Origin of the sequence: Pseudomonas floridensis (assembly GCF_002087235.1) — a bacterium.
In the GTDB taxonomy this organism is placed as follows: domain Bacteria; phylum Pseudomonadota; class Gammaproteobacteria; order Pseudomonadales; family Pseudomonadaceae; genus Aquipseudomonas; species Aquipseudomonas floridensis.
Genome location: NZ_MUIO01000021.1, coordinates 45,612 through 71,984 on the forward strand (window position 1 = coordinate 45,612; position 26,373 = coordinate 71,984).

At 54.1% G+C, this 26,373-nt stretch carries 26 protein-coding genes; 16 read left to right on the plus strand and 10 right to left on the minus strand.

Features of this window, described 5'->3' with window-relative positions:
* Window positions 1-349 precede the first annotated feature (349 nt).
* Both BZK31_RS07440 and BZK31_RS07445 read left to right on the plus strand, forming a co-directional pair.
* Window positions 350-1,981: a TniQ family protein gene (locus tag BZK31_RS07440; RefSeq protein ID WP_230082024.1), complete on the plus strand. Its 1,632-nt coding sequence runs from the start codon at window positions 350-352 to the stop codon at window positions 1,979-1,981.
* A gap of 187 nt (window positions 1,982-2,168) precedes the next feature.
* Entirely contained in the window at window positions 2,169-2,501 is a 333-nt protein-coding gene (locus tag BZK31_RS07445) for a DUF2790 domain-containing protein (RefSeq protein WP_039593249.1), read from the plus strand.
* A 305-nt stretch (window positions 2,502-2,806) separates the two neighbouring features.
* On the opposite strand, the gene BZK31_RS07455 is transcribed toward BZK31_RS07445, so the two are convergent.
* The 6 genes from BZK31_RS07455 to BZK31_RS07475 form a co-directional block, all read right to left on the minus strand.
* A complete protein-coding gene (locus BZK31_RS07455) occupies window positions 2,807-3,274 on the minus strand; it encodes a DUF411 domain-containing protein (protein ID WP_054068356.1) in 468 nt (155 codons plus the stop codon).
* Window positions 3,264-4,067, minus strand: a complete 804-nt coding sequence (locus BZK31_RS07460; protein ID WP_039593194.1) for a c-type cytochrome — start codon at window positions 4,065-4,067, stop codon at window positions 3,264-3,266. Before BZK31_RS07460 ends, BZK31_RS07455 begins: the two co-directional genes overlap by 11 nt.
* A 9-nt stretch (window positions 4,068-4,076) precedes the next feature.
* A complete protein-coding gene (locus tag BZK31_RS07465; RefSeq protein WP_208617184.1) occupies window positions 4,077-5,051 on the minus strand; it encodes a copper resistance protein B in 975 nt (324 codons plus the stop codon).
* The gene (locus tag BZK31_RS29410) at window positions 5,023-5,271 is read right to left on the minus strand and encodes a hypothetical protein (protein WP_143170045.1); all 249 of its coding nucleotides are present in this window, start codon (window positions 5,269-5,271) and stop codon (window positions 5,023-5,025) included. The genes BZK31_RS07465 and BZK31_RS29410 overlap by 29 nt, the downstream gene beginning before the upstream one ends.
* A gap of 12 nt (window positions 5,272-5,283) precedes the next feature.
* Entirely contained in the window at window positions 5,284-7,260 is a 1,977-nt protein-coding gene (locus BZK31_RS07470) for a copper resistance system multicopper oxidase (protein ID WP_024014918.1), read from the minus strand.
* A gap of 177 nt (window positions 7,261-7,437) precedes the next feature.
* Window positions 7,438-7,644, minus strand: a complete 207-nt coding sequence (locus BZK31_RS07475) for a co-regulatory protein PtrA N-terminal domain-containing protein (protein WP_019816895.1) — start codon at window positions 7,642-7,644, stop codon at window positions 7,438-7,440.
* A gap of 383 nt (window positions 7,645-8,027) precedes the next feature.
* On the opposite strand from BZK31_RS07475, the gene flgB reads away from it, so the two are divergent.
* Both flgB and BZK31_RS07485 read left to right on the plus strand, forming a co-directional pair.
* Window positions 8,028-8,453, plus strand: a complete 426-nt coding sequence (gene flgB, locus BZK31_RS07480) for a flagellar basal body rod protein FlgB (RefSeq protein WP_083182242.1) — start codon at window positions 8,028-8,030, stop codon at window positions 8,451-8,453.
* 48 nt (window positions 8,454-8,501) lie between these two features.
* Window positions 8,502-9,652, plus strand: a protein-coding gene (locus BZK31_RS07485; protein WP_087881647.1) for an IS3 family transposase whose coding sequence is annotated in 2 segments (ribosomal slippage) — window positions 8,502-8,736 and window positions 8,736-9,652 — 1,152 coding nt in all. Because the reading frame shifts where the segments join, the coding sequence is not laid out codon by codon here.
* A gap of 132 nt (window positions 9,653-9,784) precedes the next feature.
* Here BZK31_RS07485 and BZK31_RS07490 read toward each other — a convergent pair.
* The gene (locus BZK31_RS07490; RefSeq protein WP_019816893.1) at window positions 9,785-9,985 is read right to left on the minus strand and encodes a heavy-metal-associated domain-containing protein; all 201 of its coding nucleotides are present in this window, start codon (window positions 9,983-9,985) and stop codon (window positions 9,785-9,787) included.
* A gap of 360 nt (window positions 9,986-10,345) precedes the next feature.
* Here BZK31_RS07490 and BZK31_RS07495 point away from each other — a divergent pair, with 360 nt between their 5' ends.
* Genes BZK31_RS07495 through BZK31_RS07510 form a run of 4 tightly spaced genes read left to right on the plus strand, consistent with a single transcriptional unit; the run spans window position 10,346 to window position 12,188 of the window.
* The gene (locus tag BZK31_RS07495; protein ID WP_019816892.1) at window positions 10,346-10,621 is read left to right on the plus strand and encodes a metal/formaldehyde-sensitive transcriptional repressor; all 276 of its coding nucleotides are present in this window, start codon (window positions 10,346-10,348) and stop codon (window positions 10,619-10,621) included.
* A gap of 20 nt (window positions 10,622-10,641) precedes the next feature.
* Window positions 10,642-11,574 (plus strand): CDF family Co(II)/Ni(II) efflux transporter DmeF, encoded by a 933-nt coding sequence (dmeF, locus tag BZK31_RS07500; RefSeq protein ID WP_083182133.1) that lies wholly within the window; start codon window positions 10,642-10,644, stop codon window positions 11,572-11,574.
* A gap of 39 nt (window positions 11,575-11,613) precedes the next feature.
* Window positions 11,614-11,985: a hypothetical protein gene (locus BZK31_RS07505; protein ID WP_045061253.1), complete on the plus strand. Its 372-nt coding sequence runs from the start codon at window positions 11,614-11,616 to the stop codon at window positions 11,983-11,985.
* Between the two features lie 2 nt (window positions 11,986-11,987).
* Window positions 11,988-12,188 carry a DUF1289 domain-containing protein gene (locus BZK31_RS07510; RefSeq protein ID WP_019816980.1) on the plus strand — a complete coding sequence of 67 codons (201 nt, stop codon included), beginning with the start codon at window positions 11,988-11,990 and terminating at the stop codon, window positions 12,186-12,188.
* A gap of 20 nt (window positions 12,189-12,208) precedes the next feature.
* Here the strand turns inward: BZK31_RS07510 and BZK31_RS07515 are convergent, their stop codons facing one another.
* From BZK31_RS07515 to BZK31_RS07525, 3 genes are all read right to left on the minus strand, one after another.
* Entirely contained in the window at window positions 12,209-14,566 is a 2,358-nt protein-coding gene (locus BZK31_RS07515; protein WP_024014913.1) for a heavy metal translocating P-type ATPase, read from the minus strand.
* A gap of 180 nt (window positions 14,567-14,746) precedes the next feature.
* The gene (locus BZK31_RS07520; protein ID WP_083182134.1) at window positions 14,747-15,280 is read right to left on the minus strand and encodes a cupredoxin domain-containing protein; all 534 of its coding nucleotides are present in this window, start codon (window positions 15,278-15,280) and stop codon (window positions 14,747-14,749) included.
* Window positions 15,281-15,437: 157 nt separating this feature from the next.
* Complete coding sequence (locus BZK31_RS07525) at window positions 15,438-15,791, minus strand: co-regulatory protein PtrA N-terminal domain-containing protein (protein ID WP_024014911.1); 354 nt, start codon at window positions 15,789-15,791, stop codon at window positions 15,438-15,440.
* Window positions 15,792-15,995: 204 nt separating this feature from the next.
* On the opposite strand from BZK31_RS07525, the gene BZK31_RS07530 reads away from it, so the two are divergent.
* The 8 genes from BZK31_RS07530 (at window position 15,996) to BZK31_RS07565 (ending at window position 26,149) form a co-directional block, all read left to right on the plus strand.
* Window positions 15,996-16,682: a heavy metal response regulator transcription factor gene (locus tag BZK31_RS07530; RefSeq protein ID WP_019816984.1), complete on the plus strand. Its 687-nt coding sequence runs from the start codon at window positions 15,996-15,998 to the stop codon at window positions 16,680-16,682.
* On the plus strand, window positions 16,682-18,070 hold the full coding sequence (locus BZK31_RS07535) for a heavy metal sensor histidine kinase (protein WP_024014910.1): 1,389 nt from the start codon (window positions 16,682-16,684) through the stop codon (window positions 18,068-18,070). The genes BZK31_RS07530 and BZK31_RS07535 overlap by 1 nt, the downstream gene beginning before the upstream one ends.
* Before the next feature lie 360 nt (window positions 18,071-18,430).
* Entirely contained in the window at window positions 18,431-18,814 is a 384-nt protein-coding gene (gene copC, locus BZK31_RS07540; RefSeq protein ID WP_024014909.1) for a copper homeostasis periplasmic binding protein CopC, read from the plus strand.
* A gap of 3 nt (window positions 18,815-18,817) precedes the next feature.
* Window positions 18,818-19,756, plus strand: coding sequence for a copper homeostasis membrane protein CopD (copD, locus tag BZK31_RS07545; RefSeq protein ID WP_024014908.1), 939 nt, complete (start codon window positions 18,818-18,820; stop codon window positions 19,754-19,756).
* A gap of 73 nt (window positions 19,757-19,829) precedes the next feature.
* The gene (locus tag BZK31_RS30035; protein WP_080377434.1) at window positions 19,830-20,171 is read left to right on the plus strand and encodes a hypothetical protein; all 342 of its coding nucleotides are present in this window, start codon (window positions 19,830-19,832) and stop codon (window positions 20,169-20,171) included.
* A 100-nt stretch (window positions 20,172-20,271) separates the two neighbouring features.
* A complete protein-coding gene (locus BZK31_RS07555; RefSeq protein WP_024014906.1) occupies window positions 20,272-21,528 on the plus strand; it encodes a TolC family protein in 1,257 nt (418 codons plus the stop codon).
* The gene (locus tag BZK31_RS07560) at window positions 21,525-23,009 is read left to right on the plus strand and encodes an efflux RND transporter periplasmic adaptor subunit (RefSeq protein WP_039593196.1); all 1,485 of its coding nucleotides are present in this window, start codon (window positions 21,525-21,527) and stop codon (window positions 23,007-23,009) included. The genes BZK31_RS07555 and BZK31_RS07560 overlap by 4 nt, the downstream gene beginning before the upstream one ends.
* Window positions 23,006-26,149 (plus strand): efflux RND transporter permease subunit, encoded by a 3,144-nt coding sequence (locus BZK31_RS07565; RefSeq protein WP_083182135.1) that lies wholly within the window; start codon window positions 23,006-23,008, stop codon window positions 26,147-26,149. Before BZK31_RS07560 ends, BZK31_RS07565 begins: the two co-directional genes overlap by 4 nt.
* The last annotated feature ends 224 nt before the right edge of the window (window positions 26,150-26,373 follow it).

Sequence of the window (26,373 nt, forward strand, 5' to 3'; positions counted from 1 at the left end):
TAAAAAAGTTCTAAATCAATTCACCATAAACCCATTATTTTGCTGTTAATGAAAAAATTCACCTCCAGAAAAGGTCCGGCATACCATCACGATCAGCATGTAAACGTACTAACCCGCGATCAACCGAAATAGTTTTGCAACCGGCATGGGCTGACCTACGCGGGTTTATCGATACGTGTTTTGTATTCGAGGAATACGGGCGCGGCAGGATTTAGATGAATTCACTACGATTCAAAGTTGAGCGGCTGTGTCATTTTCAAATCCAGACCGGATACAGAATTTTAGGGGTTGCATATATACTGCCCCCGGATGCACATTCTCTTCGAGCCCTACCTTTAATCGGTAAATGATGTCTGATCTATTATTTTTCCCCGTTTCGATGCCGGATGAAATGCTTTACTCTCGTGTCACCCGATATCACTATCTGTCAGGTAACAGAACCGCGACGGAAACCTATCGCGATTTGTTCGCATCGAAACCCTTTTGCATCGGTGGCATCGTACCCAAGCAGATCGAGAGGCTCGCGCACAGGCTGCCGGGGCAATCGGAGAGCAATCTCGCAGAGTTGATCAGTAGCAATACTACTTTTCCTGCTTACCGGCCGTTTCTTGGCGTTAAGCAGGGGCCGGAGAACGACGTAGGGCCACTGGGTTATGACGGGGTGGTACGGGTGCCCCGCAGAGAAGAGTCCACCCATGGCAAGGCTAAGCTTTGTCCTACCTGCGTTCAGGAAGATTTGATTGAGCGGGGTTCTGCCTACTGGCATCGATCTCACCAGATACCCGGTGTTGCCGTCTGTTGGCGTCATGGCGACGCATTGATCCATGCCTGCCCCGAGTGCTCTCGCCCGTTCTACCGTAAATTGAAGCTGCTTCCCAATCTGACTGAGCCATGTGCATGCGGCTGGAGCCCGTTAAACAGCGCAGCAATACACAAGGGGTCAAAGATGGAACAGAAAGTCGCTCTGTTCGCACACGATATCCTGCAACGCAATATCCCTCCGATAGGCAGTACGGTATTGAGTTCGTGCTACGTCCGCCAATGCAAGAAGCGCGGATTCATTTTCGGAAAAAATGCGGGTATTGCAAAACTGTTCGACAGCATCCAAAGCGCTTACGGCGACGAGCTTTTGGCGCAAATTGATCCGGCCTATAACACCGGGAAGCATGAGCAATGGATCCGGCTCAAATCAGACAAAGGTCAGCTAAATATGCCGCTCGCGCGGCATTTGATCATTGCTCTTCACTTGTTTTCCAGTGCAGATGGCTTTGAAGAGGCTCTGAAAAATGAGTCTATCCTGCTGAGTGCCGCTGTTTCTCCGCGAGCGCCCAAAGTCGAAGAATCGCGTCTAAGCCAAAAAACTAGATATCGCCAAAAAATCGAGTTGCTTTTAGCGCTACGTACCGATGCCGATATCGAGTACCTCTGGAAGAAGGCGTACAAACCTACGCAATGGATTCTAGAAAATGATAACGCATGGTTAATGGCAAAACTCCATGCACCTAAAAAAGCTACAGTTAAGGTCGAAAAGTCCATCGACTCAAGAGACGACGCCTATGCAGCCCTTATCGAAGCGGGCGTAGATGAGCTGTATAAAGTTACGAAAGATCCGAAGAGAGTGAACATTCGGAATTTACAATCGCTGCTCCCAGGTTCGTTACCTCATGAGCTGGATCTACGCAAGCAGAGGTTCCCTCTTACTTATCAACAGATCAAGATTCATCAGGAGTCAGTATGGCATTTCCGTCTAAGAACTTTAGTGTGGACTGTCTCTGAACTCATCAGGATGAAGCTCCCCGTGAATTACTCGACGGTAAGATTGACCTCAGCGGTATCAAGCAAGGTTTTCCTGGCTTTTTGCAGTTTCTTCGAGTGGGATCTGGAAAGCCTGGCAAGAACCGGGGTCGACGCGGAGGTCCTGCTCAGGTCTACCGGCGTATCGAGGAATTGGGAGGGACCACCGGTTCAAATAAGCTTTTGAGGGCATCTTTGTTCCGTCACCGTCTGCCAACCTTGGGTGTTAACAAAAATCCTATCTGGCTTGAAAGCGTAAATGCGGGGTAGCGTCCACCTTTCACATTAGTAACCTTCGCGGCAGCTTTCTGAAAGCTTTCACTTGTTACTCTTTAACTCAGTAAATTGAGCTTTAGGAGAAAATCATGAAAGCAATGACAGCAGTGAAAGCGTTTTGCGCCGCTTCGATTTTGACCTTATCTTCATTAGCCATGGCTGAAGGAGGCGGTGACCGCGTGTATGGTCGAATGATGCAAGAGAACCAACAAGCAATGGAGCAATATGCCTCAAGGAACGGCAAGACTCCTCCTGAAGTTGTTCATTATGAATATGGTATGAACCTCGATATCCAGAAGGTCGTCAGTGTCACGCAAGCCAATAAAACCTGTGGGGTTGCTCCTTCACGCATGACCTATGAAGACTCTACGGGCAAGCTTAACACCGTGGAATATAAGGTCATGGCCGACAACTGCCCCCATGGAAGCTAGACAATGAAAATTATTTAAGAACTGCATAATTTTCCTTTGTCCGAAACTAGCTTACTGCTCGCTGACGTAGAAGTAATTTTCAGGAAAGCCTGAAGTTATCCACTTTATGAAATCATGTCCGTCAGTCGAGGGGTTTCTAACGTGCAGTAAACAATTGCTCGACCACCTGATACATCCCGCCTCCTTGTTTTTCCTTTGGTTTGGGAGGTGGCTTAGGCGCCCTAGTGGCGCCTTTTTTACGTTCGAAATGAGCTATGTCCTCTGCACGGCCATGACCTTCACCATGCAGGAGCGAGATTAGAAGATCAGTTTTCGGGGTATTCAGCGACGACGTGGTCTGTGCCTGCCTTTGACAAGCCGATTACCTTATACGCGTCATGTTTCCCGTCCACTTCCATTCCTGGGGAGCCGGCCGGCATGCCTGGAACGGCAATCCCGAGCAGGTCATCACGTTTGCTCATCGCAATGATTTGCTCGGCGGGCACGTGACCTTCAACAAACTTTCCGTTGATGGTTGCTGTGTGACAGGACGAGAGCTCAGGAGAAATTCCGAGACCGCGCTTGATCGCGCTCATGTTGGTTTCCACGTGATCAACGACGGTAAAGCCGCTGGCTTCAAGGTGCTGGACCCATTTCTTGCAGCACCCGCAATTAGCGTCGCGATGTACATCGATCGTCAATGGCTCTGCTGCGTGACTGGCTGAACTGATGAACAGAGCCACGAAAGCAGCGAGACGAAGTGCCCGTCTGCGACGAAGAGAATTATTTCGCATGGGTATGTTCCTTCCCATCAGTATGTGTATGTGATTTGGGCTGTACGGTTGGAGTCGGGGCCGCGTCATCTGAAGCTTCCCTACCCTTATGATCGGCGTGGTCAGCAGGCTCCTTTGCAGATGGCGCTGCGGAGGGGCCATGGGCATGTGCCGTGTTTTTCTCGTCATCATGAGCGCGGACTTCCGCCCTTTGGTCGGCAGCACCTGCGCCACTTTGCCCCTGGATCGTTCCATGCTGACCCTCATGGTTGTGCATCACGCTTTCGCCACCACCGTGTTGATGGCCACTGCTACTCGTGATCAGAGCTTTGTATTGCTCTGCATCCAGTGACGGAAGCTGCTGGAGAAATGCAACCATCCCCCATACGTAGGGATCGGCCATGCTTTTGCCCCACGCGGGCATGCCGGTGGATTTGATTCCGTGTTTGATGATCCAAAAAGCTGCAGCTGGGTGCCCGTCGACGCCCAGTTTCGAAAGATTCGGAGGTGCAGGGTAAAGGCTGTTACTCAGTTCGGTGCCTGCAAGCCCCGGAGCCAAATGGCAACCGACACACATCGAGTTGTAGTTGCCAGCACCTTCACGGATGAGAGCTTCTTGGCTCAGGTCGGGGACCTGAATGTCGCGCGAGCGCACGTGTATCGAGCGATCCCGAGCAATAGAAAGTAGCGCGTAGACGGGGGCAGAGTGGGGATCATCCGCCCCGACATTGATCACGCCGAAATACACCACGCCGGCAGCCGCTGCTACGGTGGCCAGACCAGCAGCTATTAGTGCCTTCAGTGTAATCTTCATGCCCGGTTCTCAGAACCACATCCGTATACCGGCGACAAAGCGTGCCTCGCTGGCATCTTCACCTTCCTCACGTGCAAAGTCTGCCGTATTGCCATAGGAACGGCTCCAACTCACCCCGATATAAGGGGCAAATTGGCGGACAATCTCATAACGCAATCGGAGCCCCACTTCGGTGTTGGCTAATCCGGACCCGATGCCGCGCTGAGGGTCATTCTTCTCATAAAAATTGACCTCGGCCGTCGGCTGCAAGATCAATCGATTCGTCAGCAGAATGTCGTAATCGCCTTCCAGTCGAGCAGCCGATTGACCGTTCTCACCGATGTAGGCAGTTGCTTCGGCCTCGAAGTTGTAGAGGGCCATGCCCTGAATGCCGAGTGCGGCCCAGGTTTGAGGGGACCCTGGTTTGAAATCCTGTCGTACACCGGTGACGACGTCCCACCACGGTCCGATGGAGTGCCCCCAGAGCGCGGATAATTCAGCGCTTTCCGTCACGCCATTGGTACGTTCGCCTTCCGAGCGCAACCACAGTCGATCAATGTCACCGCCGATCCATCCTTTCGCATCCCAGGCCAACGCACTACCGTTGTCAGCATCCTGGTATTCAAACTTATCCAGCAGCATGAAAGAGTTGATTGTTTTGTCGTGGACACCATGACCAGCGACATCTGGGAAGGCGGCTGCACGGTCAGCATCGGTAAGAACGGGGATAGGGGTTCGACTGGTTGTCGTCGTCCCTTCATCCATACTTTCCATGCCGGTCATTTGACCGTCGTCCATTTTCATCTTGCTGTGCTCCATAGCCCCCATGTTGCTATGGTCCATCGCTCCCATGGAGCCATGGTTCATCTTGGAGTGATCCATCTCTTCAGCGGCGTGAGCCACGGCAAAGAAGACAGGACTCGTAGAAACTGCCAATACCATCAACGTTGGGCGTAAAAAATTCCTGGTCATGATCTCAATCCGCCTTCTTGTTTTCTTGGTCATGATCCATCGACTCATGGCGCATCTTGGTATGAGGCATCGTCGCGTGATTCGGCGTTGCCTCGTTTGACGTGGTCGCAGTCTTGTTCGGCGCATCCGCAGAAGTAGCAGGTGAAGGATCACCACGTTCTTCGACTGCCAATGCTACGCAGGAGAATCCACCCATCAGGCCAAAGGCAAAGAGGCAACCGACCAGCGATTTACGATTTAGGTGTGTGCTCACAGATCGTCTCCTTTACTCATCAACCCGTACTTCACGGAACATGCCCATTTCCATATGGAAAAGCAGGTGGCAGTGATAGGCCCAGCGACCTAAAGCATCGGCGGTGACTCGATAGCTGCGCTTGGTACCCGGTGGCATGTCGATTGTGTGCTTACGTACCATGAACTTGCCGTTTTCATCTTCAAGGTCGCTCCACATTCCATGAAGGTGGATGGGGTGCGTCATCATGGTGTCGTTTACCAAGGTGATGCGAAGACGCTCCCCGTACTTGAGGCGAAGGGGCTCAGCATCAGAAAATTTGATGCCGTTGAAGGACCAGGAAAACTTTTCCATGTGACCGGTCAGATGCAGCTCAATGGTGCGATTGGGCTCTCGGCCATCAGGGTCCTGGAAAGTGCTCTTCAGATCTGAGTAAGTGAGCACGCGTCGACCGTTGTTCCGCAAACCGATACCTGGATCGTTCAGTTTTGGCGTTGGGTTCATGGCCTGCATGTCAACCAACGGGTTGTTGGTTTCGGACGCTGGGTGAGATTGCATCTCGCCTCCCATGCCCCCCATGCCTCCCATCTGGCTGTGATCCATGCCGGCCATGTTGGGCATGTCACCTTTGTCCATCCCCGCCATCTTGCTGTGGTCCATGCCGGCCATGTTGGACATGTCACCTTTGTCCATACCTGCCATCTTGCTATGGTCCATGCCGGCCATATTAGTCATGTCACCACTGTCCATGCCGGTCATCCCGGTCATGCCACCTTCGTCCATTCCCTGCATCTTGCTGTGATCCATGCCAGCCATACCTGACATGTCACCCGGTTTCATATCGCCGCCGCCCATGCCAGCCATGCTGCCATGGTCCATGCCAGCCATACCGCCCATGCCCATGTCATCCATGGTCAACAGCGGACGCGGATCGATCGCCGGTACCGGTGCTTTCAGTCCTTCACGAACTGCCAAGGTCCCCCGCGCATAGCCGGTTCTATCCATGGACTGGGCGAAGATTGTGTAAGCCTCCTCGGTGGCAGGCTCAACAATCACATCATAGGTTTCTGCCACGGCGATGCGGAATTCATCGACACTGACTGGTTGGACATATTGGCCGTCGGCCGCCACCACGGTCATTTTCAAACCAGGAATGCGAACATCGAAATAGCTCATCGCTGAGCCATTGATAAAGCGCAGGCGCAGCTTCTCGCCAGGCTTAAAAATACCGGTCCAGTTGCCGTTCGGCGCTTGGCCATTCATGAGGTAGGTGTAGGTATCCCCGCTGACGTCTGCCAGATCAGTGGGGTTCATTTTCATTTCGGCCCACATTTTCCGGTCGGCGACGGCAGCAGACCAACCTTGCTTGCTGACGTCGTCGATGAAGTCGCCCACGGTACGTTTGTGGTGGTTGTAGTAGTCCGATTGTTTCTTGAGTTTGGCCATGACGCGACCAGGATCCTCATCGGTCCAGTCAGTCAGCATCACCACATAGTCGCGATTGTATTGAAACGGCTCAGGCTCTTTCGAATCGATGACTATTGGCCCGTAAACACCGGCCTGCTCTTGCAACCCAGAATGGCTGTGGTACCAGTACGTGCCGTTTTGATGCACCTTGAACTTGTACTCGTACATGCCGTCGGGCGCGATGCCATGGAAGCTCAAACCCGGTACACCGTCCATGTTGGCAGGCAAAATGATGCCGTGCCAGTGAATGGAGGTATCTTGCTCCAGACGGTTTTTCACGCGCAGAGTGACCGTCTCGCCTTCGCGCCAACGCAGCAAAGGCCCCGGCAACGAGCCATTGATGGTCATGGCTGTGCGCGGCGAGCCAGTGATGTTTACCGGCGTTTCACCAATAAACAGATCAAATTCGTTGCCGGTGAGGACGCTCGGCAGGCCGGGACTGGTCACTGCCCATACAGGAGTGCGCCACAGACCAAGGCCACCAAGGATGCCGCCGGCGGCCAGGCCTTTAACGAATGTCCGTCTAGAGGTTTTGGAATGCATGCCGTTTATTTCCAATCAGTCAAAAGGGAGCCGTTCAAATCAACCCGTGAGTTGGCAAGATGAGCTTCGCGTACCGAAAAAAAGACGAATTTTTCATTGCAAGCGAGCTCAGAAATTGCCACATCTAAACCACCTTCGTGATTACATTTCTGTCAGCTTGGCCGCGTGCCTGATCGTTCAGCAGTTTTTATGGTCCATCGCTTTGGCTTTGCTTTCAGCGACAGGCGGTTGAGCGCTCTGCGTTTGAGCTACCTGGTACGATTCCATCGAATTCGTCCTGGCCACTTCCATACGTGCGAAAGTCCGGTCACCACCGCCTTCAGCCATGGCCAGAGTGGAAACAGTCAGCGCTGCGACGACGAACAAGGTTTTGATGGTGTTCATATGGGCTACCTCAGATGTGTGAAAATATCCCCTCTGAATCACATCATGGATTGGACTCTTTGGGGGTGAGCAAAAGACTCAGTTGGACTATAAGAGACACCCCCTGTCAGGAAGCTTAGGCCAATATTACAGTTGTGTCAGTTTGGAATATTTTTCTTGAAGTACACGCTATTTAATACGTATGGTCTCCATCTTTTCGCATTGCGCGACTTTTATTGAATATAAGATTGAAGTGTAATCATTGCTTTGGGTTCCATTAATTCTCACGGAGGCGATGTTCTAGGTCTCTGCATTAAAATTAATAGGAGACTTGAATGCTCTGCTGCAACAGCTGGGTGTTCAATGATCAAAGAAGATAGTAATGCCACCGAGGGTGATTGATTGTGAGTATTAATTTTGAGAAAGCATTAGGCTCCGCAGAAAGAGCGTTAGTTTATCGTGGCCAAAGAGCTGAGATCTTAAGTAACAATATCGCGAACGCTGACACTCCGAACTTCAAAGCCCAAGACTTGGATTTTTCTACTGTGCTCGCCAGCCAAACCAAAGAACCTGCTACCACTGCGTTTTCTTTGAAAACAACAAACGCAAAGCATTTTCTTAAGAAAGAATCGGCGGTGGCTATATACGGGCGCGACTTGCTTTACAGCACGCCGGCTCAGCCTGCCTTGGACCAAAATACTGTCGATCAGCAGGTCGAGGTCGCGAAATACACGGAAAACGCGATACGTTTCGATGCCGCTTTTACTCGGCTAAATGGAGCATTCAAGGGTTTGCTCAAAGCTCTGCGCGGTGACTTGAATCGCCCCTAGTTTCGTAGACACCTCCAAGCCTTAAAATGAGGCCCATTAGGAGGTGCCATGAGCAACCAGCGTTATCCCGAAGAATTCAAAATCCAGGCGGTCAAGCAAGTGACCGAAAAGCAGCTTCCTGTCTCGGAGGTGGCCGCACGATTAGGTGTGTCCGTGCACAGCCTCTATGCCTGGGTTAAGCGCTACACCAAGCCCCAGGAACAGCGCGTCGAGGAGGATGATCAGAGCGCTGAGGTTCGTCGTCTACGTGCCGAGCTGAAACGGGTGACGGAGGAGCGAGACATCTTAAAAAAGGCCGCCGCGTACTTTGCCAAGGAGTGCGGCTGAAGTACGCCTTTATTAAGCAGCAAGCGGGTCACTACGCGATTCGACGGCTTTGCCTGACGCTCAAGGTTCATCCCAGCGGCTACTACGCGTGGCTATCAGAACCAAAATCTGCGCGAGCCAAGGACGATCAGCGACTGCTTGGATTGATCAAACACTCCTGGCTGGAAAGCGGTGGCGTTTATGGCTATCGCAAGATCCATGATGACCTGCGAGAGGTCGGTGAGAGCTGTGGCCGTCACCGGGTGGCTAGGTTGATGCGCCTTGAAGGTTTACGTTCTCAGACTGGGTATCGACGGAGGCCGGGAAAATATGGCGGTAAACCAGCCGTTGCCTCACCGAACTTACTGAAGCGCCAATTCGATGTCAGAGAGCCCAACAAAGTTTGGGTCACAGACATTACCTACATCCGAACATATGAAGGCTGGCTGTATTTGGCCGTGGTGCTCGATCTGTTTTCACGCCAGATCATTGGTTGGTCAATGAAGGCGCAGATGACCAGCGACGTAGCCATTGATGCACTGCTGATGGCGGTTTGGAGACGTAAGCCGAAGCAAGAGGTGATGATCCACTCGGATCAAGGCAGTCAGTACAGCAGCTCAGACTGGCGAAGCTTCTTGAAAGCTAACAACCTGATAGCCAGCATGAGTCGTCGAGGTAACTGCCACGACAACGCTGTGGCGGAGAGCTTTTTCCAGTTGCTAAAGCGGGAACGGATCAAGCGTAAAATCTACACTACACGCCAGGATGCTCGGGATGATGTGTTCGATTACATCGAGATGTTTTACAACCCAAAACGACGTCACAGTTTCAACAATCAGCTGTCACCGGTAGAGTTTGAAAAGCGTTACACAGCGAGCCTGGAGAGTGTCTAGAAAACCCGGGGCGATTCACTAGCAGCATAGGCGCATGCGAGCCAACTTTGGCCGATACAGCGGCTCAGGTACTTTCGGATTCAAAGGTATTCACCATCAGACGACGCTCTACTCAGGAGCAGGCGTCTCCATTCAATGGCTGATCTTGGAAGGAAAACCAACAGCCTCCACAGCTTTACGGAGCTGTTCAGCGTTTTCGCTACTTTCAACACTCACCTTACCGGTTGATCGATCGACGGAGACCGTAGCGTTGTCGTCCAGTGCCTGGATCGCTCTGGTGATTTTGCCGACGCAGCTGCCGCAACCAATGCCTGATACATCTAAGACGACCATGTGAATTACCCTCGTGCTGAGCGGTGTCTTTTCCCCGCAGCGACAGCATCGACGTTGACACCATGGCAAGGTCAACGATTATCTAATCAAAGCCGTGAGCGCAGATTTCGAGAAGTTTTACGGGACTTGACCACTCGGCTGCTAATTAGCTCGCTACCATTTGAACGGTTTCCAGGAGTGCGCCCTATTGTTCTCGTCGGTAAAGGTCGGCTAACGGCAACATTGCGGCTCTCTCGCTTGATCCAACGATTTTGTATGCCTCTCGTTTCGTCAACGGCTTTGATCTGTCCTCCCGCGAACCTTGCATAGGTATAGGGGGAGGCCTATCATGCGACCCTATATAGGTAGGGGGGGTATAGCGTGGGTCATATCGCATCACACAAAGACGATCTTCTTAAACGTGTAAAACGTATTGCCGGGCAAATTCAAGCTGTTGAACGAGCATTGGAATCGGACTTCGACTGCGCCAAGACACTACATCTTGTTGCGGCCACTCGGGGTGCCATCAACGGGCTGATGGAGGAGATCATCGAGGATCACGCACGAGCACATGTCGCGAACCCCGCGCTCAGCGAAGAAGAGCGTAACAAGGGCGTCGAAGAGCTTCTTGAAGCTATCCGCCGGTACTCCAAGTGAATGCATCCAGGTAAACACGTATGAGCAGGACCGACATCGATTACACACACGACCACGTGTTTCTAGGCTCAGCGCACGATGAGAATGCCAAGCGTACGCTTTGGGTTGTAGCACTCACGGTGGTAATGATGATCGGGGAGATCACCGCCGGCTATATCACGGGTTCGATGGCGTTACTGGCCGATGGCTTCCACATGGCAACCCATGCCGGCGCATTGGGCATCGCGGCGGCCGCTTACGGATACGCAAAACGCCACGCTACCAGCCAGCGCTACAGTTTCGGTACAGGAAAGGTTGGAGACTTGGGCGGGTTCGCCTCGGCGCTGATTCTTGGCATGATTTCGTTGGGCATTGGCGTTGAATCGTTCATGCGTTTGTTGCAGCCAACACCGGTTCAGTTTGGCACCGCGACCCTCATCGCCGTTGTCGGTTTGCTCGTCAACATTGTCAGTGCCCTGCTGCTGGGTCATGGGCATGGGCATGGGCATGGACATGGACATGGGCACGACCACGATCACCCTCATGCCCACAACGGAAACGACAACAACTTGAGGTCCGCCTATGTCCACGTCGTTGCAGACGCGCTGACGTCGATTCTGGCCATCGCTGCCTTGCTTGCCGGTCGATATCTGGGTTGGGTGTGGCTCGACCCGGTCATGGGTATCGTCGGCGCTATCGTTATCGCGCGTTGGGCCTGGACCTTGGTGGGGGTAACTGCGGGCGTGTTGCTCGATCAGACCGACGCGCACGTTGCCGAGGAAATCCGCGAACTCGTTGAGAAACCTGGTGGCGCTACCATTACAGACTTGCACGTTTGGAGGGTGGGACCTCAAGCGTGCGCGGCGATCGTCAGCGTTCTAGGTGAAGCCACTGTGAACGCCGAGAGCATTCGTGAGCGTCTCAAAACAGTTCACGAAGTCAGCCACCTGACCGTCGAGTTCCGGCAGACATGACTCAGCGCCTGTCCAGCACAACCTCTATAGGACACACCGATGCCGCCCGGTAAACGTGAACTGGCTCGGATCGAGCGCCAGTTGATCGTCACGCTCACCGACGCGTGCGAAACAGCAAAGGACGAGATAAAGGGGTTTATTTGGCTCACTCACACCGCTGACCTAAGTGCGTTGGCTGAAACCCTGAAGGTCATCTGGGTGTTCGAAACCCTGGCTGACAGGAAGCGGGCCGAGATTGACGCGAAGGCCCGCATCTTTGAGTTGACGGCGATCGCCTTGAAAGAGGCCAATCTTGACCTGCCTGTTTCAGACCGCAATGTCCGCTTTGACTCGGAGCAAGAGTGCCAACGCACGCACATAGGCGACTGGAAACGTCGCGTGGCTCAACTACATAAAGCTAAGGGGGACTGACCATGGCAAAAGAAATCGAGAATCCTTGTATCTCGGTTTGCCAACTCAGTGGTGATCTGTGTGTGAGCTGCGGGCGGAATAAGGAAGACATCAGAAAGTGGAAGCGCATGAAGCGGCCCGAAAAAATGGCCGCTGTGCAAAGGGCGAATGCGCGCTTAAAGGGATTGAAGAAAGCACATGGATCGCCATTCCCCCCGAGTTAAAACCGCTGCAATTTTGAAGGTCAGTCAACTCGGGTATTCCTCAGCCTCAATGCATTGAAAACTACCGACGCGGAACTGACGCTCATGGCTATGGCAGCGATCATTGGCGACAGGAGGTGCCCCGTCAATGGATAGAGCAAACCAGCGGCAAGAGGTATACCCATTGAGTTGTAGAGAAAAGCAAAGCCCAAATTCTGGCGCATGTTTTTAACTGTGGCGACCGAAAGAGCTCGTGCTCGTAAGATCCCCATCAGGTCACCTTTGACCAGCGTGAGTTGCGCGCTATTCATCGCCACGTCAGTCCCCGTTCCCATGGCTATCCCCACATCTGCTCGCGCCAGGGCCGGAGCATCGTTGATACCGTCACCTGCCATGGCCACTTTTCGCCCGTGTTGCTGTAGGTCTGCCACCAGACGTTCCTTGTCTTGGGGTTTGACTTCACCGTGGACCTCTTCAATCCCCATCTCCCTGGCGACAGCCCGAGCGGTAGTAAGCCCGTCCCCAGTAGCCATGATGATTTTCACGTTGTGAGCCTTAAGCTTGGTGACGGCCTCTTTTGAGGTTGGCTTGATCGGATCTGATACGGCCAACAAACCTGCCAATGCGCCGTCGACGGCGAGGTAGATAATACTGATGCCGTCAAGTCGCAACACCTCAGCGCGCTCTTGTAGGGAGTTGGTGCTCACGCCTGCGGCTTCCATCAACGCTGTGTTCCCCAGCTGGAGCTTCTTGCCATCGACAACGCCACTGACGCCGATACCCGAATCCGACTCAAAGGATTCGGGCTTGGTGAGCTTTATGTTCTCGGCTCGGGCGTGATCGACGATCGCATGTGCTAAAGGATGCTCGCTGCCCTGATCAAGGCTGGCAGCCAGGTGAAGGACGTCGTCGGGATTGAAGGTGGGAGTGGCCTCCACGCTGTGAAACACGGGCCGTCCCTCTGTCAGGGTGCCTGTCTTGTCGACAATCAGCGTGTCGATTCTGCAAAGGCTTTCAATTGCACTGGCATCTCTGAACAAAACACCCATGCTGGCTGCTTTACCTGTCGACACCATGATCGACATAGGCGTAGCAAGTCCCAACGCACAGGGACAAGCGATGATCAGCACGGCGACAGCGTTGATTAGACCAAACACCCAACTGGGCTCAGGGCCGAAAAGCCCCCAACCGATAAATGTCATTATCGCAATCGCGATAACACCCATCACGAAGTAGCCGGCAATCGAGTCGGCCATTCGTTGCATCGGCGCCTTGGAACGCTGAGCTCTCGCGACCATCTGTACGATCTGGGACAGCATGGTTTCGGCACCGACCTTCTGGGCCTCCATCACCAGGCTCCCATGCGTATTCAGCGTGGCGCCGATCAGGCTATCTCCAGCTTTCTTCATTACCGGGACTGGCTCGCCAGTGAGCATCGACTCATCCACCGCACTTTCACCCTCAAGTACCGAACCATCAACTGGCACCTTTTCACCCGGTCTGACCCGTAAGTGGTCTCCCAGGTGCACATGTGTGAGAGGAATGTCTTCCTCCTGGCCATCGGCATTGATCCGGCGTGCAGTTTTGGGCGAAAGGCCGAGAAGAGACTTAATGGCGGCGGAAGTTTGTGATCGGGCTTTGAGCTCAAGGATCTGGCCAAGCAACGTGAGCGAGATGATGACCGCTGCCGCTTCGAAGTAAACGCCGATACGTCCATCTTGCATGAAATTGGAGGGAAAACTTTGGGGGAAGAGCGTTGCTATGACGCTGTACAGATAAGCTGCGGCGGTGCCCAACCCAATCAGAGTCCACATGTTGGGACTGCGATTTTTAACCGAGGCCAGTCCCCTTACAAAAAAAGGCCATCCTGCCCATAAGGTCACGGGTGTCGCCAGAGCGAACTCGATCCAGTTTTGAGCCGAACCATGAAGAAGTTGTAACGAGTGACCCGCCATCGCGAGCACGGTTACGACCACGGTTAAGGGCAGCGACCACCAGAAGCGGCGATTGAAATCCCGGAGTTCAGGATTTTCTTCTTCATCAAGCGCCGGCATGACAGGCTCTAGTGCCATGCCACATTTAGGACAGTTACCGGGGCCGGTCTGCCGTATTTCAGGATGCATCGGGCACGTAAATTCAGTGCCCGTTTGTACCGCAGACTCCGGCGTTGTGCTGCCTGACTCGTTGCGCACCACGTGGCCACTGTAGCGCTCAGGGTCCGCTCGAAACTTCTCCTGACATTTCAGGCTACAGAACCGATACGTCTGTCCCTGGTAAGTCTCAGCAAATTTACTCGACGAAGTGACTGCCATTCCACACACCGGGTCATGTAGATCAGCATCATCCCGGGAAGCAGCATGGGTGTGATTATGGTCGTGATGGCCAGAGGTGGTAGGCATGTCTATTCCCCTTGTAAGGTGCTACTAGAAATGAGCATATTCAGTACAACGCTGATTTGCGGCTCCACAGTGGTGCGGTGATGTTTCCGCACGGACCCCGTCTGAGAAGCGTTGCTATGTTACTTGCGACTTAGCGTAGCCAACTCTTGCGTCGGGCCGGCAGAAACAGCCGACTCCGGTTTATTTCAGATCAAATTCGCCGACCATTCCCGATTGGTAATGCCCCGGCACGTTGCAGGCAAACTGAAGCCCTGCACTGTCGTTGAAGGTCCAGATCAGCTCTTGGGTTGAGCCAGGCTCAATCAGGACACTGTTAGGGTCGTCATGCTCCATTGCGACCATCTTCATTCCGCCCATGCCGTGGCTCATGCCGCTCATCTTCCCGGTACCGGTAGGGCTTAATGTTCCGTTCTTGAACATGCTTGCCATTTCTTTCTGGTGTGCTGCATGAGCAGCGGCTTTGCCGATGTTGAACTCATGCAGCAGCGAACCCTCGTTGCGAAGGACAAAGCGGATTGTTTCACCAGGTTTTACGTCAATGCTTTTAGGCTTGAAAAAAATGTCGCCCACCTCGACCTCTACAGTGCGGGTAACGTCAGAGGCCACACCAGGCTGGCCTATGTCGTCTTGTCCATGCCCAGCATTAGCCATAGCCGTAGCAGCGAAAAAAAGGGTCATTGCTGCGATGAACGGGGTAGCGAGCGTAGTTTTCATGGTGACCTCAGGAATACGTGGGAACATTGGCTATGCTAATGATGCTCAGCTGCCAGCTAACTGACTTGGGCATTACTTCTTTGTCAGTTTTCTAAATAGATACGGCGTCCAATTGACGCCGCAACAAGATGCTGACAAGTACTTATCCTGGGGGCGTTTATTGATGGTTTTCTGAAAGCATCAATTTGTGCTCGCGCTGCATCTGGCGCAAAACGTCGTCAACAATTTTGTCGTGCTTCTCCATCCAGGCTAGATGCTGTTGGGGTGACATTGAGGCATCTGGGTGATCGTTGTGGAGCTGGCTCATGATGTCGCCAAGCATCTTCATGTGTTCTGCCATGTGGACGTGACGCTCTCCTTCAGGGGCTTGTTCAGCTTTCATCAACGTGGCCTCGGCCTTGTCGCGCAAACCTTCCATACGCTCAATCACACGATCTCCGCCGCTTTCAGCCCACACAGAAGCCGAGACCAGTATCGAGCTTACAAAAAACAGCATTTTCAGGTGGTTCATCGGGGTAGCTCCTCATGAGGGAATCCGACTTCCATACGATTCATCGCTCAGAGGTCGGTCGAGCACCAATGAAGTGCTCATGTCTGAACCCTAGCCAGCACTCGCTGACATCTACCTGAAGCCAAGATTACTTTTCTGTCAGTTGCTGGTTGGCTGCCAGTTTTCGTTGCAGACTCCGCTTAACCTTTATCTGAGAACGACCTCATGAGACTTCTTGTCGCTGAAGACGAACCAAAAATAGGTATCTATTTGCAGCAAGGGCTCAACGAGGCCGGGTTCAATGTCGACCGTTTCACGAATGGAAAAGAGGCGCTTCAGCACGCTTTGAGCGAAGCCTATGATCTGCTGATTCTCGACGTCATGATGCCGGGTTTGGATGGCTGGGAAGTCCTGCAGAAGGTGCGCGCTTCCGGGAAAGACGTCCCGGTGCTTTTTCTCACCGCCAGAGACCGCGTTGAAGACCGAGTGAAGGGACTTGAACTCGGTGCGGATGACTATCTGATCAAACCCTTCGCGTTTTCTGAATTGCTTGCTCGAGTCAGAACGCTGCTGCGTCGCGGTAGCAGCGCACCTTCGCAAACCTTTATGAAACTGGCTGACCTTGAAGTGGACCTGCTCAAGCGTCGAGCCATCCGAGGAGGCAAACGCATAGACCTTACGGCCAAAGAGTTCGCGTTGCTTGAGCTTCTGCTGCGTCGTCGAGGGGAGGTGCTGCCAAAGTCTCTTATCGCCTCCCAGGTTTGGGATATGAACTTCGACAGCGATACCAACGTTATCGAGGTTGCAGTGAGACGGCTCAGGGCCAAGATAGACGACGATTTTGAGGTCAAGTTGATTCATACCTCAAGGGGAATGGGTTACATGCTCGATGCACCAGATTCGGAGTCGTGATGAACCGGATGTCCCTGACGACTCGTATGAGTCTGATGTTTATGCTCGCGGTAACGGCCGTGCTCACGGTCGCCGGACTCAGTTTCAATAACCTCAGCCGGCATCATTTCAAGATGCTGGATCAGCAGGCATTGTACGAAAAACTCCACTCGACCCAGCGGATCTTGTCCGGGCTGAGCAACATCGATCAATTCAGCGAGGCTAAACCGGAGTTAGAAGCGCTGCTGGGCGCACACCGTGATTTGACTGCGCTTATCATCGATGGCGACGGCAAGGTGCTGTTTGCGGATCCCGGCCCGGTCGACGTTCCGAAGGCGTTTCGAACAACCACAAACACAACCGTCTGGGAATGGCGGGAGCAAGAGCAGATGTTCCGTGGTGTGACTGCGCAATCCGTAGTGACGGGACAAGAAAGGCCATTAACTGTCATGTTGATTTTTGACGTTACGCAGCATATGTCCTTTTTCGAGACGCTCGAACGATGGTTTTGGATAGGGTTGGTGATCAGCGCATTGGTCAGTGCTGCACTCGGCTGGATGGTAGCTAGCAGTGGCATGCGGCCTATCCGCCAGGTCACACGGGTTGCTGCCTCCATGTCAGCAAAATCACTCAAGGAGCGTATTCCCCTGGCACCCGTTCCGAAAGAGCTTCAACAGATGGTGTTGTCGTTCAACGCCATGTTATCCAGGCTCGACGATGCATTTGTCCGGTTATCCAACTTTTCGGCAGACATTGCCCACGAACTACGGACCCCCGTGAGCAACTTGATGACCCACACTGAAGTGGTGCTTTCGAGAAAAAGAAACATCGAGGACTACGAAGACAATTTGTACTCCAATCTTGATGACTTGAAGCGCATGAGCCGGATGATTGATGACATGCTTTTTCTGGCGAAATCTGACAATGGTCTAATTACGCACGAGAGCAAGCCAATAGACCTGGTGGCTGTCGTGGAAAAATTGCTTGAGTACTACCGCCTGTTGGCTGATGAACGAGGGATCGAGCTCAAGGTTTCAGGACGGGGGAGCGTGCGAGGTGATGTTCTTATGCTCCACCGAGCGATTTCCAATCTGCTCTCAAATGCGCTGCGCTACACCTATGAAGGGACGTCAATCAGTGTCGATATTCAGCACAAGGATGCGTCGGTAACGGTTGTCGTGGAAAACCATGGTGAGCCCATTGCCCCCGAACACCTTGAAAAGCTGTTTGATCGTTTTTATCGCGTGGACCCAGCGCGGCGAGAAGGAAGTCCAAGCAACGCAGGGCTAGGTCTGTCGATTACCCGATCAATTGTCGAAGCGCACGATGGCAAGATCTGGTGTACGTCAGGCGACGGGAAAACGGCTTTTCATCTTGAGTTTCCGGCCGTCGATTCGACGGTTAGCTGAGCGACAAAACATTTGGGACCAACGGCGTCTTGGCGTTGTGCGTTTAGCTACGCCTCTGCGGATTTTTCAGAGTGATTGAGCTCCCCGGTCCTGCGGTACGCCGTCTCTTTTCAGGCCTTGCTACGCTCAACGATTAGATGCCAAACATCGGATCAAGCTGACTGAAATGTAATCGAACAGTTTGTGATCGTGTGGCATCGTGTTCTCGCACTGTGACGTTAGGGCTAGCGAGTTTCTCCTGTTCAACCTGGCGAAGAGGACGGGGGCTCCGAGTTAATCAACAGTGGTTTTTAAAGAAATTAAAAACTAGTTCCTCCCAAAAAACCTCGAATCAACAGCGCTTGCTGTGAGGAGTCTTGCATGTCATTCCTTAAAACTACGTCCGTGGCCGTTGCAATCACTGCTGGTTTGCTTCTGAGTGCAGTGGCCCAGGCACATCCAAAACTTCTTTCTTCCACTCCGGCAGAAGGCTCGGATGCGGCGGCTCCGTCGAAAATCGAACTGCATTTTTCTGAGAATCTCACCACTCAGTTTTCCGGTGCAAAGCTGATCATGACCGACATGCCTGGCATGCCTAACTCCCCCATGGGTGTAAAGGCCGCTGTCGCTGCTGGTGGTGATCCGAAAACGATGGTGATTACGCCGGCTGCACCGCTGACCACCGGTACCTACAAAGTTGAATGGCGTGCAGTGTCTTCGGACACCCACCCGATCACCGGCAACTTTTCATTCAAAGTGAAATGATCCATGAGCGACTCATTAAATATCGTGGTTCGCTTTGCTCTCTATTTTGACCTGATGTTGTTATTTGGACTGGCCATATTCGGCTTGTACAGTCTCAGGGGAAAGGAAAGGGTATCTGGCACGGTCTTGAACTTTGAGTCGCTTCTTTACGGTACTTCTATTGCAGGTGTAGCTCTGTCCCTTGCTGCGATGTTGTTGCTTGCAAAAGCAATGAGCGGTGTATCGGAGCTTATGGAGCTACATCACCACATTTTTGAAATGGTCATCATGGGCACCGATGTTGGGTTGACCTGGATGGTTCGGATAGCCGCCTTGGTGGGGGCAATTCTGGGCGTCGCGTTGAATAAACGATATCCGACACCCAGCCTCTGGATCGTCACCGCCTGTGGAGCAATCGCGTTGGCCACGCTAGCCTGGACAGGGCATGGTGCCATGGACGAAGGCAGCCGCCGCTACTGGCATTTTCTCAGCGACATTTTCCATTTATTAGCGGCAGGTGGCTGGTTGGGTGCTCTAGCGGCCTTCGCTCTACTGCTGCGGTTGAAATCGCTGAAGGGTGAGGAGGAAGCACGTATTCTTGCCCGCGTGCTGACTGGCTTTGAGTCGGCCGGCGGTGTGATTGTTGCGATCATAAGCGTTACGGGAGTAGTAAATTACCTTTTCATCGTCGGTCCCAACCTTGATGAGGTCATGCTCAGTACCTATGGCCAGTTGCTGTTTTTGAAGATCCTGCTCTTTGCCGGGATGATCGTTTTAGCGACGCTGAACCGCTTTCACTTAAGCCCGCTATTGGAGCGCTCGGTTCGCAATGGTCAATACTCTGTAGCGGTCAATGCCTTGCGCCGCAGCATGAAATTCGAATTCCTGATGGCAATCCTCATCATCTGTCTTGTCGCATGGTTAGGCACGCTAAGTCCTGAAATGGAAATGAGCGCGCAATAGAGGTTTCTGGCAGCTAACCAAGAAGCCTAGAACGTGATTGTTAGCACCATTTCTACTGGCTACACTTCAGCCCATGACACGCTATCTACGGCTTTGCCTGATTTTCCTGATTAGCCTGGCGCTTCCCTTCAGCGGGATGGCGGGTGTTCAGGCGCCGACAGAGCCGTGCCCGATGCAAACCATGGGCATGGCGATGATGGACGGCATGGGCCAAGACTGCTGCCATGACATGAAAAGCCCAACCGAGCACGGTAAACCCTGTAAGCCGGGCCAGGAGTGCAAGACCGGCGGCATGCTGCAAGTCTCCATCATCAAGCCTCCGGTGACCCTGTCGAGCCCCCTCGCAGCGTCCATCTCCATAGATTCCCATCCTGTCCAAACTCCATCAGGGGTATGGCGACCTCCCCGCATTTGATTCCTGTACCACACTGAGCCTCATTCCGCGTCAGGCGGTATGGGATATCTGCGTGCATCTCTCATGAAGCACGCAGTGGATCATCACAGGAATCGTGAACATGAAATCCAAGTGCTATTGCACAGGGCGGCCCCTCGTGGCCATCTTGGCGGCAAGCGTATTGGCCACGCCGAGTTTCGCTGCTGCGTTGACACTCGATGATGCTTTGCAGCTGGCTGAAACCAATGCGCCGTCGCTGACTGCACAAGATGCAAAAATTCGTGCCGCCACTAGTGCAGCCATCCCAGCCGGGGAACTACCCGATCCCAAGTTGCTGGTAGGTATACAGAACTATCCCATTGGGGGGCCGGATCGCTGGAGCATCGATCAGGACTTCATGACCATGCAAATGGTCGGTGTCAGTCAGGAAATGCCGAACAGCGCCAAACGAAAAGCCCGAATCGAGGTTGCTGATGCAGCCATTGACCGCGCTGCCGCTGAGCGTCTGGTCGAACGTCTAAAGGTTCGTCAGGCCACGGCGCTGGCCTGGATCAGCAGCTATTCCGTTGAGCGTAAAGACGCGCTGTTCCAGGACTTCTATAGGGAAAACCGCCTGCTGGCCGATACCGTCCGCGCGCAGATTGCCGGTGGCCGCGCTCAACCTGCTGATGCCGTCACGCCCAAACAGGAGGCGGCACAACTGGAAGAGCAGCAGGACGATCTGATTCGCCAGAGATCGCAAGCCCGAGCAGCTTTGAAGAGCTGGATTGGACCAGCCGCAAACGATAAACCTGTGGGCAGCTTGCCTGAATGGCCTGTAGAAGCCTCTGGGTACTCTCACAACGTTCAACATCACCCAGAATTGGCAGCGTTTGCCCCAATGACCCGCGAAGCGCAGGCCAAGGTGCGCGAGGCCGAAGCGGAAAAGCGGTCTGATTGGAGCTGGGAAGTCGACTATCAGCATCGCGGCCGAGAGTTCGGCGACATGGTCAGCGTGCAGTTTTCATGGGATCTACCACTGTTTCCTGACTCGCGACAAAACCCAAAAATCGCAGCCAAGCATGCGGAACTCAATCAGCTTGAGGCTGAGCGTGAGGTCCTTTCACGCGAGCACACCCAGCAATTGGAGGATGACTTAGCGGACTATGAGCGCCTGAACCGCGCCGTTCATCGAGCCCAGACCAGCCTGCTCCCTTTGGCTAAGGAAAAGGTCGAGCTCACTATGGCCAGCTATCGCGCCGGCAAAGGCGATCTGAACTCCGTCGTGGCCGCTCGGCGCGAGCTTATCGAAGCCCGTCTCAAGCAGATTGATGTTGAAGAGCAGCGTGCTCTCACCAGCGCTCGCCTGTATTTCGCCTATGGGGAGTCCGCTCAATGATCTCTCGAACATGGAAAGGGGTTTTTGTTGTCAGCATCTCAATTGCTTTGGGAGTCGCCGGTGGTTACTGGTTGGCTCAACCGAGGGTGAGCGCAGTACCGGATGCAGCATCGGAGCCGAAGCCGGAGTCCTCAGTCGATCGCAAGGTTCTGTATTGGTACGACCCCATGTACCCACAACAGAAATTCGATAAGCCGGGTAAGTCGCCCTTCATGGACATGGAGATGGTCCCTCAGTACGCGGATAGCAAGGGGGACAGCGCCACTGTTCGCATTGATCCAAGCCTGACCCAGAATCTTGGTGTGCGACTGGCTACGGTCAATCGAGGTGTGTTTGCTTCGAGTCTGGACGTTGTAGGTGTATTGACCTTCAACGAGCGTGACGTCGCCGTCATCCAGGCCCGTACGGCGGGTTTCGTCGAGCGCGTGTATGCCCATGCTCCTGGCGATGTGATCAAAGCCAACGCCGCCTTGGCGGATATTCTTGTCCCGGAGTGGTCTGCGGCTCAGGAGGAGTTTCTCGCACTTAAGCGTAGCGGCGATGCGGGCTTGCTGGCAGCGGCTCGCCAGCGTTTGCGGCTTACCGGGATGCCGGCGGCATCGATTACTCAAGTAGAGCGCAGTGGCAAAGTCCAACCGAACCTGACCCTCACCAGCCCTATCAGTGGGGTGTTGCAAGAACTCGATGTGCGCGAAGGTATGACAGTGGCTGCCGGCCAAACACTGGCACGCGTGAATGGGTTGAGTAACGTCTGGCTGGCTCTGGCGGTCCCGGAGACTGAATTCGGGTCGATACAGCTGGGACAAGTGGCTGAGGCGCGTTTGCCCGCGTTCCCAGGCGTCGTGCTCAACGGCGTGGTAAGCGCGATTCTTCCAGAAACCAATCCCGATAGTCGCACCCTTCGCGTGCGCGTCGAATTGCCTAACCCGCAAGGCCGTCTCAGGCCGGGTATGACCGCACGCGTGAGCCTTAATCGCGCGACGGAGCAAAGTGTGCTGTGGGTGCCGAGCGAGGCGGTCATTCGCACCGGTCTACGTGCCCTGGTGATGCTCGCTGAAGACGCCGGTCGCTATCGTCCCGTGGAGGTGCAACTTGGGCAGGAAAGCGATGGCAAGACGGCGATATTGAAAGGGTTGGAAGAGGGCCAAAAAGTGGTTAGCTCTGGCCAGTTCCTGCTCGACTCAGAGGCCAGTCTTAAAGGCATCGTTGCCAAATCAGAGGAACCTTCACCCACCAGTGCAGCCGCCGCCGGTTTGCATGAAGCGGATGGGCAAATCGTTGAGATCAACGATAAAGAAGTCACTCTCGCTCACGGCCCTTTTAAGACGCTGGGCATGCCTGGCATGACGATGACGTTCCCGCTCGCCAATCCCGCTCTGATGCAGGGTCTTAAAACGGGCGACAAGGTCCGGATAGGTGTGAATCAGACCGACGACGGCTTGCGTGTTGAGCGTCTGGACAAATCAGGGGGCCAGCCATGATTGCAGCCCTGATTCGTTGGTCCGTAACCAACCGATTCCTGGTGCTACTGGCGACGCTGTTTATCACGGCGTGGGGCATTTGGTCGGTGCAGAGCACGCCCATTGATGCGCTACCAGACTTGTCCGATGTGCAGGTGATCATCCGCACCCCGTATCCTGGACAAGCACCCCAGATTGTCGAGAACCAGGTCACCTATCCGTTGGCCACCACCATGCTCTCAGTACCAGGTGCCAAGACGGTGCGTGGTTATTCCTTTTTCGGTGACAGCTTTGTCTATGTGCTGTTCGAAGACGGCACTGACTTGTACTGGGCTCGCTCGCGGGTGTTGGAGTACTTGAGCCAAGTACAAAGCCGCTTGCCGGCCAGCGCCAAGCCAGCGTTGGGGCCAGATGCGACAGGCGTAGGATGGATCTTCCAGTACGCGCTGGTGGATCGCACTGGCGGGCATGATCTGGCGCAGCTACGCGCACTTCAGGACTGGTTCCTCAAGTTTGAACTCAAGACCCTGCCCAATGTGGCGGAAGTGGCCACTGTGGGCGGCATGGTCAAGCAGTACCAAGTGCAGCTTGATCCGCTCAAACTGGCCAGTCTTGGTATTACGCAGGCCGAGGTGACCGAAGCGATCGGCAAGGCCAATCAGGAAACGGGTGGCGCGGTGCTGGAGATGGCAGAGACCGAGTTCATCGTGCGTGCATCCGGCTACCTGAAGACGCTCAATGATTTTCGGGCGATCCCCCTCAAGCTGGGATCGGGCGGTGTGCCGGTGAACTTGGGCGATGTCGCCACGATCCAGTTGGGGCCGGAGATGCGCCGTGGCATCACCGAACTCGACGGCGAAGGCGAGACGGTTGGCGGCGTGGTGATTTTGCGCAGCGGTAAGAATGCTCGCGAGACCATTGCGGCGGTCAAAACCAAACTCGACGAACTCAAAAGCAGCCTGTCGGCCGGGGTGGAAATCGTCACCACCTACGATCGCAGCAAGCTGATCGACCGTGCTGTGGAAAATCTCAGCCACAAGCTCATCGAAGAGTTCATCGTTGTCGCATTGGTTTGCGGGATCTTTCTTTGGCACCTGCGCTCGTCCCTGGTGGCGATCATTTCCCTGCCGGTCGGTGTGCTGATGGCCTTTATTGTCATGCGCTACCAAGGGATTAACGCGAACATCATGTCCTTGGGCGGGATAGCCATCGCCATCGGCGCCATGGTCGATGCTGCTGTGGTAATGATCGAAAACGCACACAAGAAGATTGAGGCCTGGCACGTCGCCAATCCTGGTGAGGAACTGAAGGGTGAGCGTCATTGGCATGTAATGACCGAAGCAGCGGCTGAAGTTGGACCAGCTCTATTCTTCTGTTTGTTGATCATCACCCTTTCGTTCATTCCGGTGTTCACCCTGCAAGCGCAAGAGGGGCGGTTGTTCGGCCCGCTGGCTTTTACCAAAACCTACGCCATGGCCGCAGCAGCAGGATTGTCAGTGACCTTGGTGCCGGTGTTGATGGGCTATTGGATTCGGGGACGGATTCCTAGTGAAAAAAACAACCCGCTGAACCGCTGGCTCATCCGGATCTACCAGCCGGCTCTGGATGCAGTGCTGCGGCGACCGAGGGTCACGCTGCTGGTGGCGGCGTTGGTGTTTTTTAGTGCGCTATGGCCACTGTCGCGCTTGGGTGGCGAGTTTCTTCCGCCTTTGAATGAGGGCGACCTGCTCTATATGCCTTCGGCCCTGCCCGGATTATCCGCACAGAAAGCGGCGCAACTGCTGCAACAAACCGACCGTCTGATAAAAACCGTGCCGGAGGTCGAACATGTCTTCGGTAAAGCGGGACGTGCCGAAACTGCCACCGACCCGGCGCCGCTGGAGATGTTCGAAACCACTATCCAGTTCAAGCCGCAGGAGCAATGGCGCCCAGGCATGACTCAGGAAAAACTGGTGGAGGAGCTGGACCGAGTGGTGCGGGTTCCTGGGCTGACCAATATCTGGATACCACCGATTCGCAACCGAATCGACATGCTGGCTACGGGGATCAAAAGTCCAATTGGTGTAAAGATTGCCGGCACCAATCTGACGGAGATTGATTCCGCGACTCAAGCGGTCGAGCGAGTGGCCAAGGGCGTACCCGGTGTCAGTTCGGCTCTGGCCGAGCGATTAACCGGTGGACGTTACATCGATGTGGATATCGACCGAAAAGCCGCCGCCCGATACGGACTGAATATCGCCGATGTGCAGTCAATCGTGGCCGGCGCTATCGGCGGTGAAAATGTCGGCGAGACCATCGAAGGGCTTGCACGCTTCCCAATCAACGTCCGTTACCCTCGGGAATGGCGGGATTCGCTTGGCGCTTTGGAGCAGTTGCCAATTTACACCCCGCTAGGCAGCCAGATCACCCTTGGCACAGTGGCGAAGATCAAGGTCAACGACGGGCCGCCGATGCTCAAAAGTGAAAACGCACGGCCTTCAGGCTGGGTGTACATCGACGTGCGCGGCCGGGACATTGCCTCCGTAGTCGCCGATTTGCGCCGGCTCGTCAGCGAGCAGGTCAAGTTGCAGCCCGGCATGAGCCTGAGCTACTCAGGTCAGTTCGAATTTCTTGAGAGGGCCAACGCACGACTAAAACTGGTGGTCCCTGCCACGCTGCTGATCATCTTCGTGCTGCTTTACCTGACATTTGCCCGCTTTGACGAGGCCCTGCTGATTATGGCCACGCTGCCATTTGCCCTCACGGGCGGTGCATGGTTTCTTTATCTTTTGGGATTCAACCTGTCGGTTGCCACCGGGGTCGGCTTTATCGCCTTGGCCGGCGTTTCTGCCGAATTTGGCGTGATCATGCTGCTCTACCTGAAAAATGCCTGGGCCGAGCGTCAAGACCTCGGTGACAACACAGAACGCGGGTTAATGGCCGCGATTCGTGAAGGCGCTGTGCAGCGCGTTCGACCCAAGGCCATGACCGTGGCGGTGATTATCGCTGGTTTGTTACCTATACTTCTGGGAAGCGGTACCGGCAGCGAGGTGATGAGCCGCATTGCCGCCCCGATGATTGGCGGTATGGTCACGGCGCCCTTGCTGTCGCTGTTTGTCATTCCGGCGGCCTATCAGCTCATGCGCCGCCGAAACCTATCCGCTGAGCTTGGCAGGGACTGACGCGTAGAAAATGGACAAAAGGGGCTGCGCTTGCAGCCTCGTTTGCTCTGCACATCTCGTTTTCATCAGTCCTGTTCGCGATGTGTATTGAAATTAGCGAGTTTATGTCTTTTGCATAAACTCGCTAATTTCGATACATACGCTGTGGTCAGTGCCATGACCCACCAGCACTTGCCTGAAAACGAACGCTGCCACCACTGTGTTTCGATGACCCAGAAAAGCAT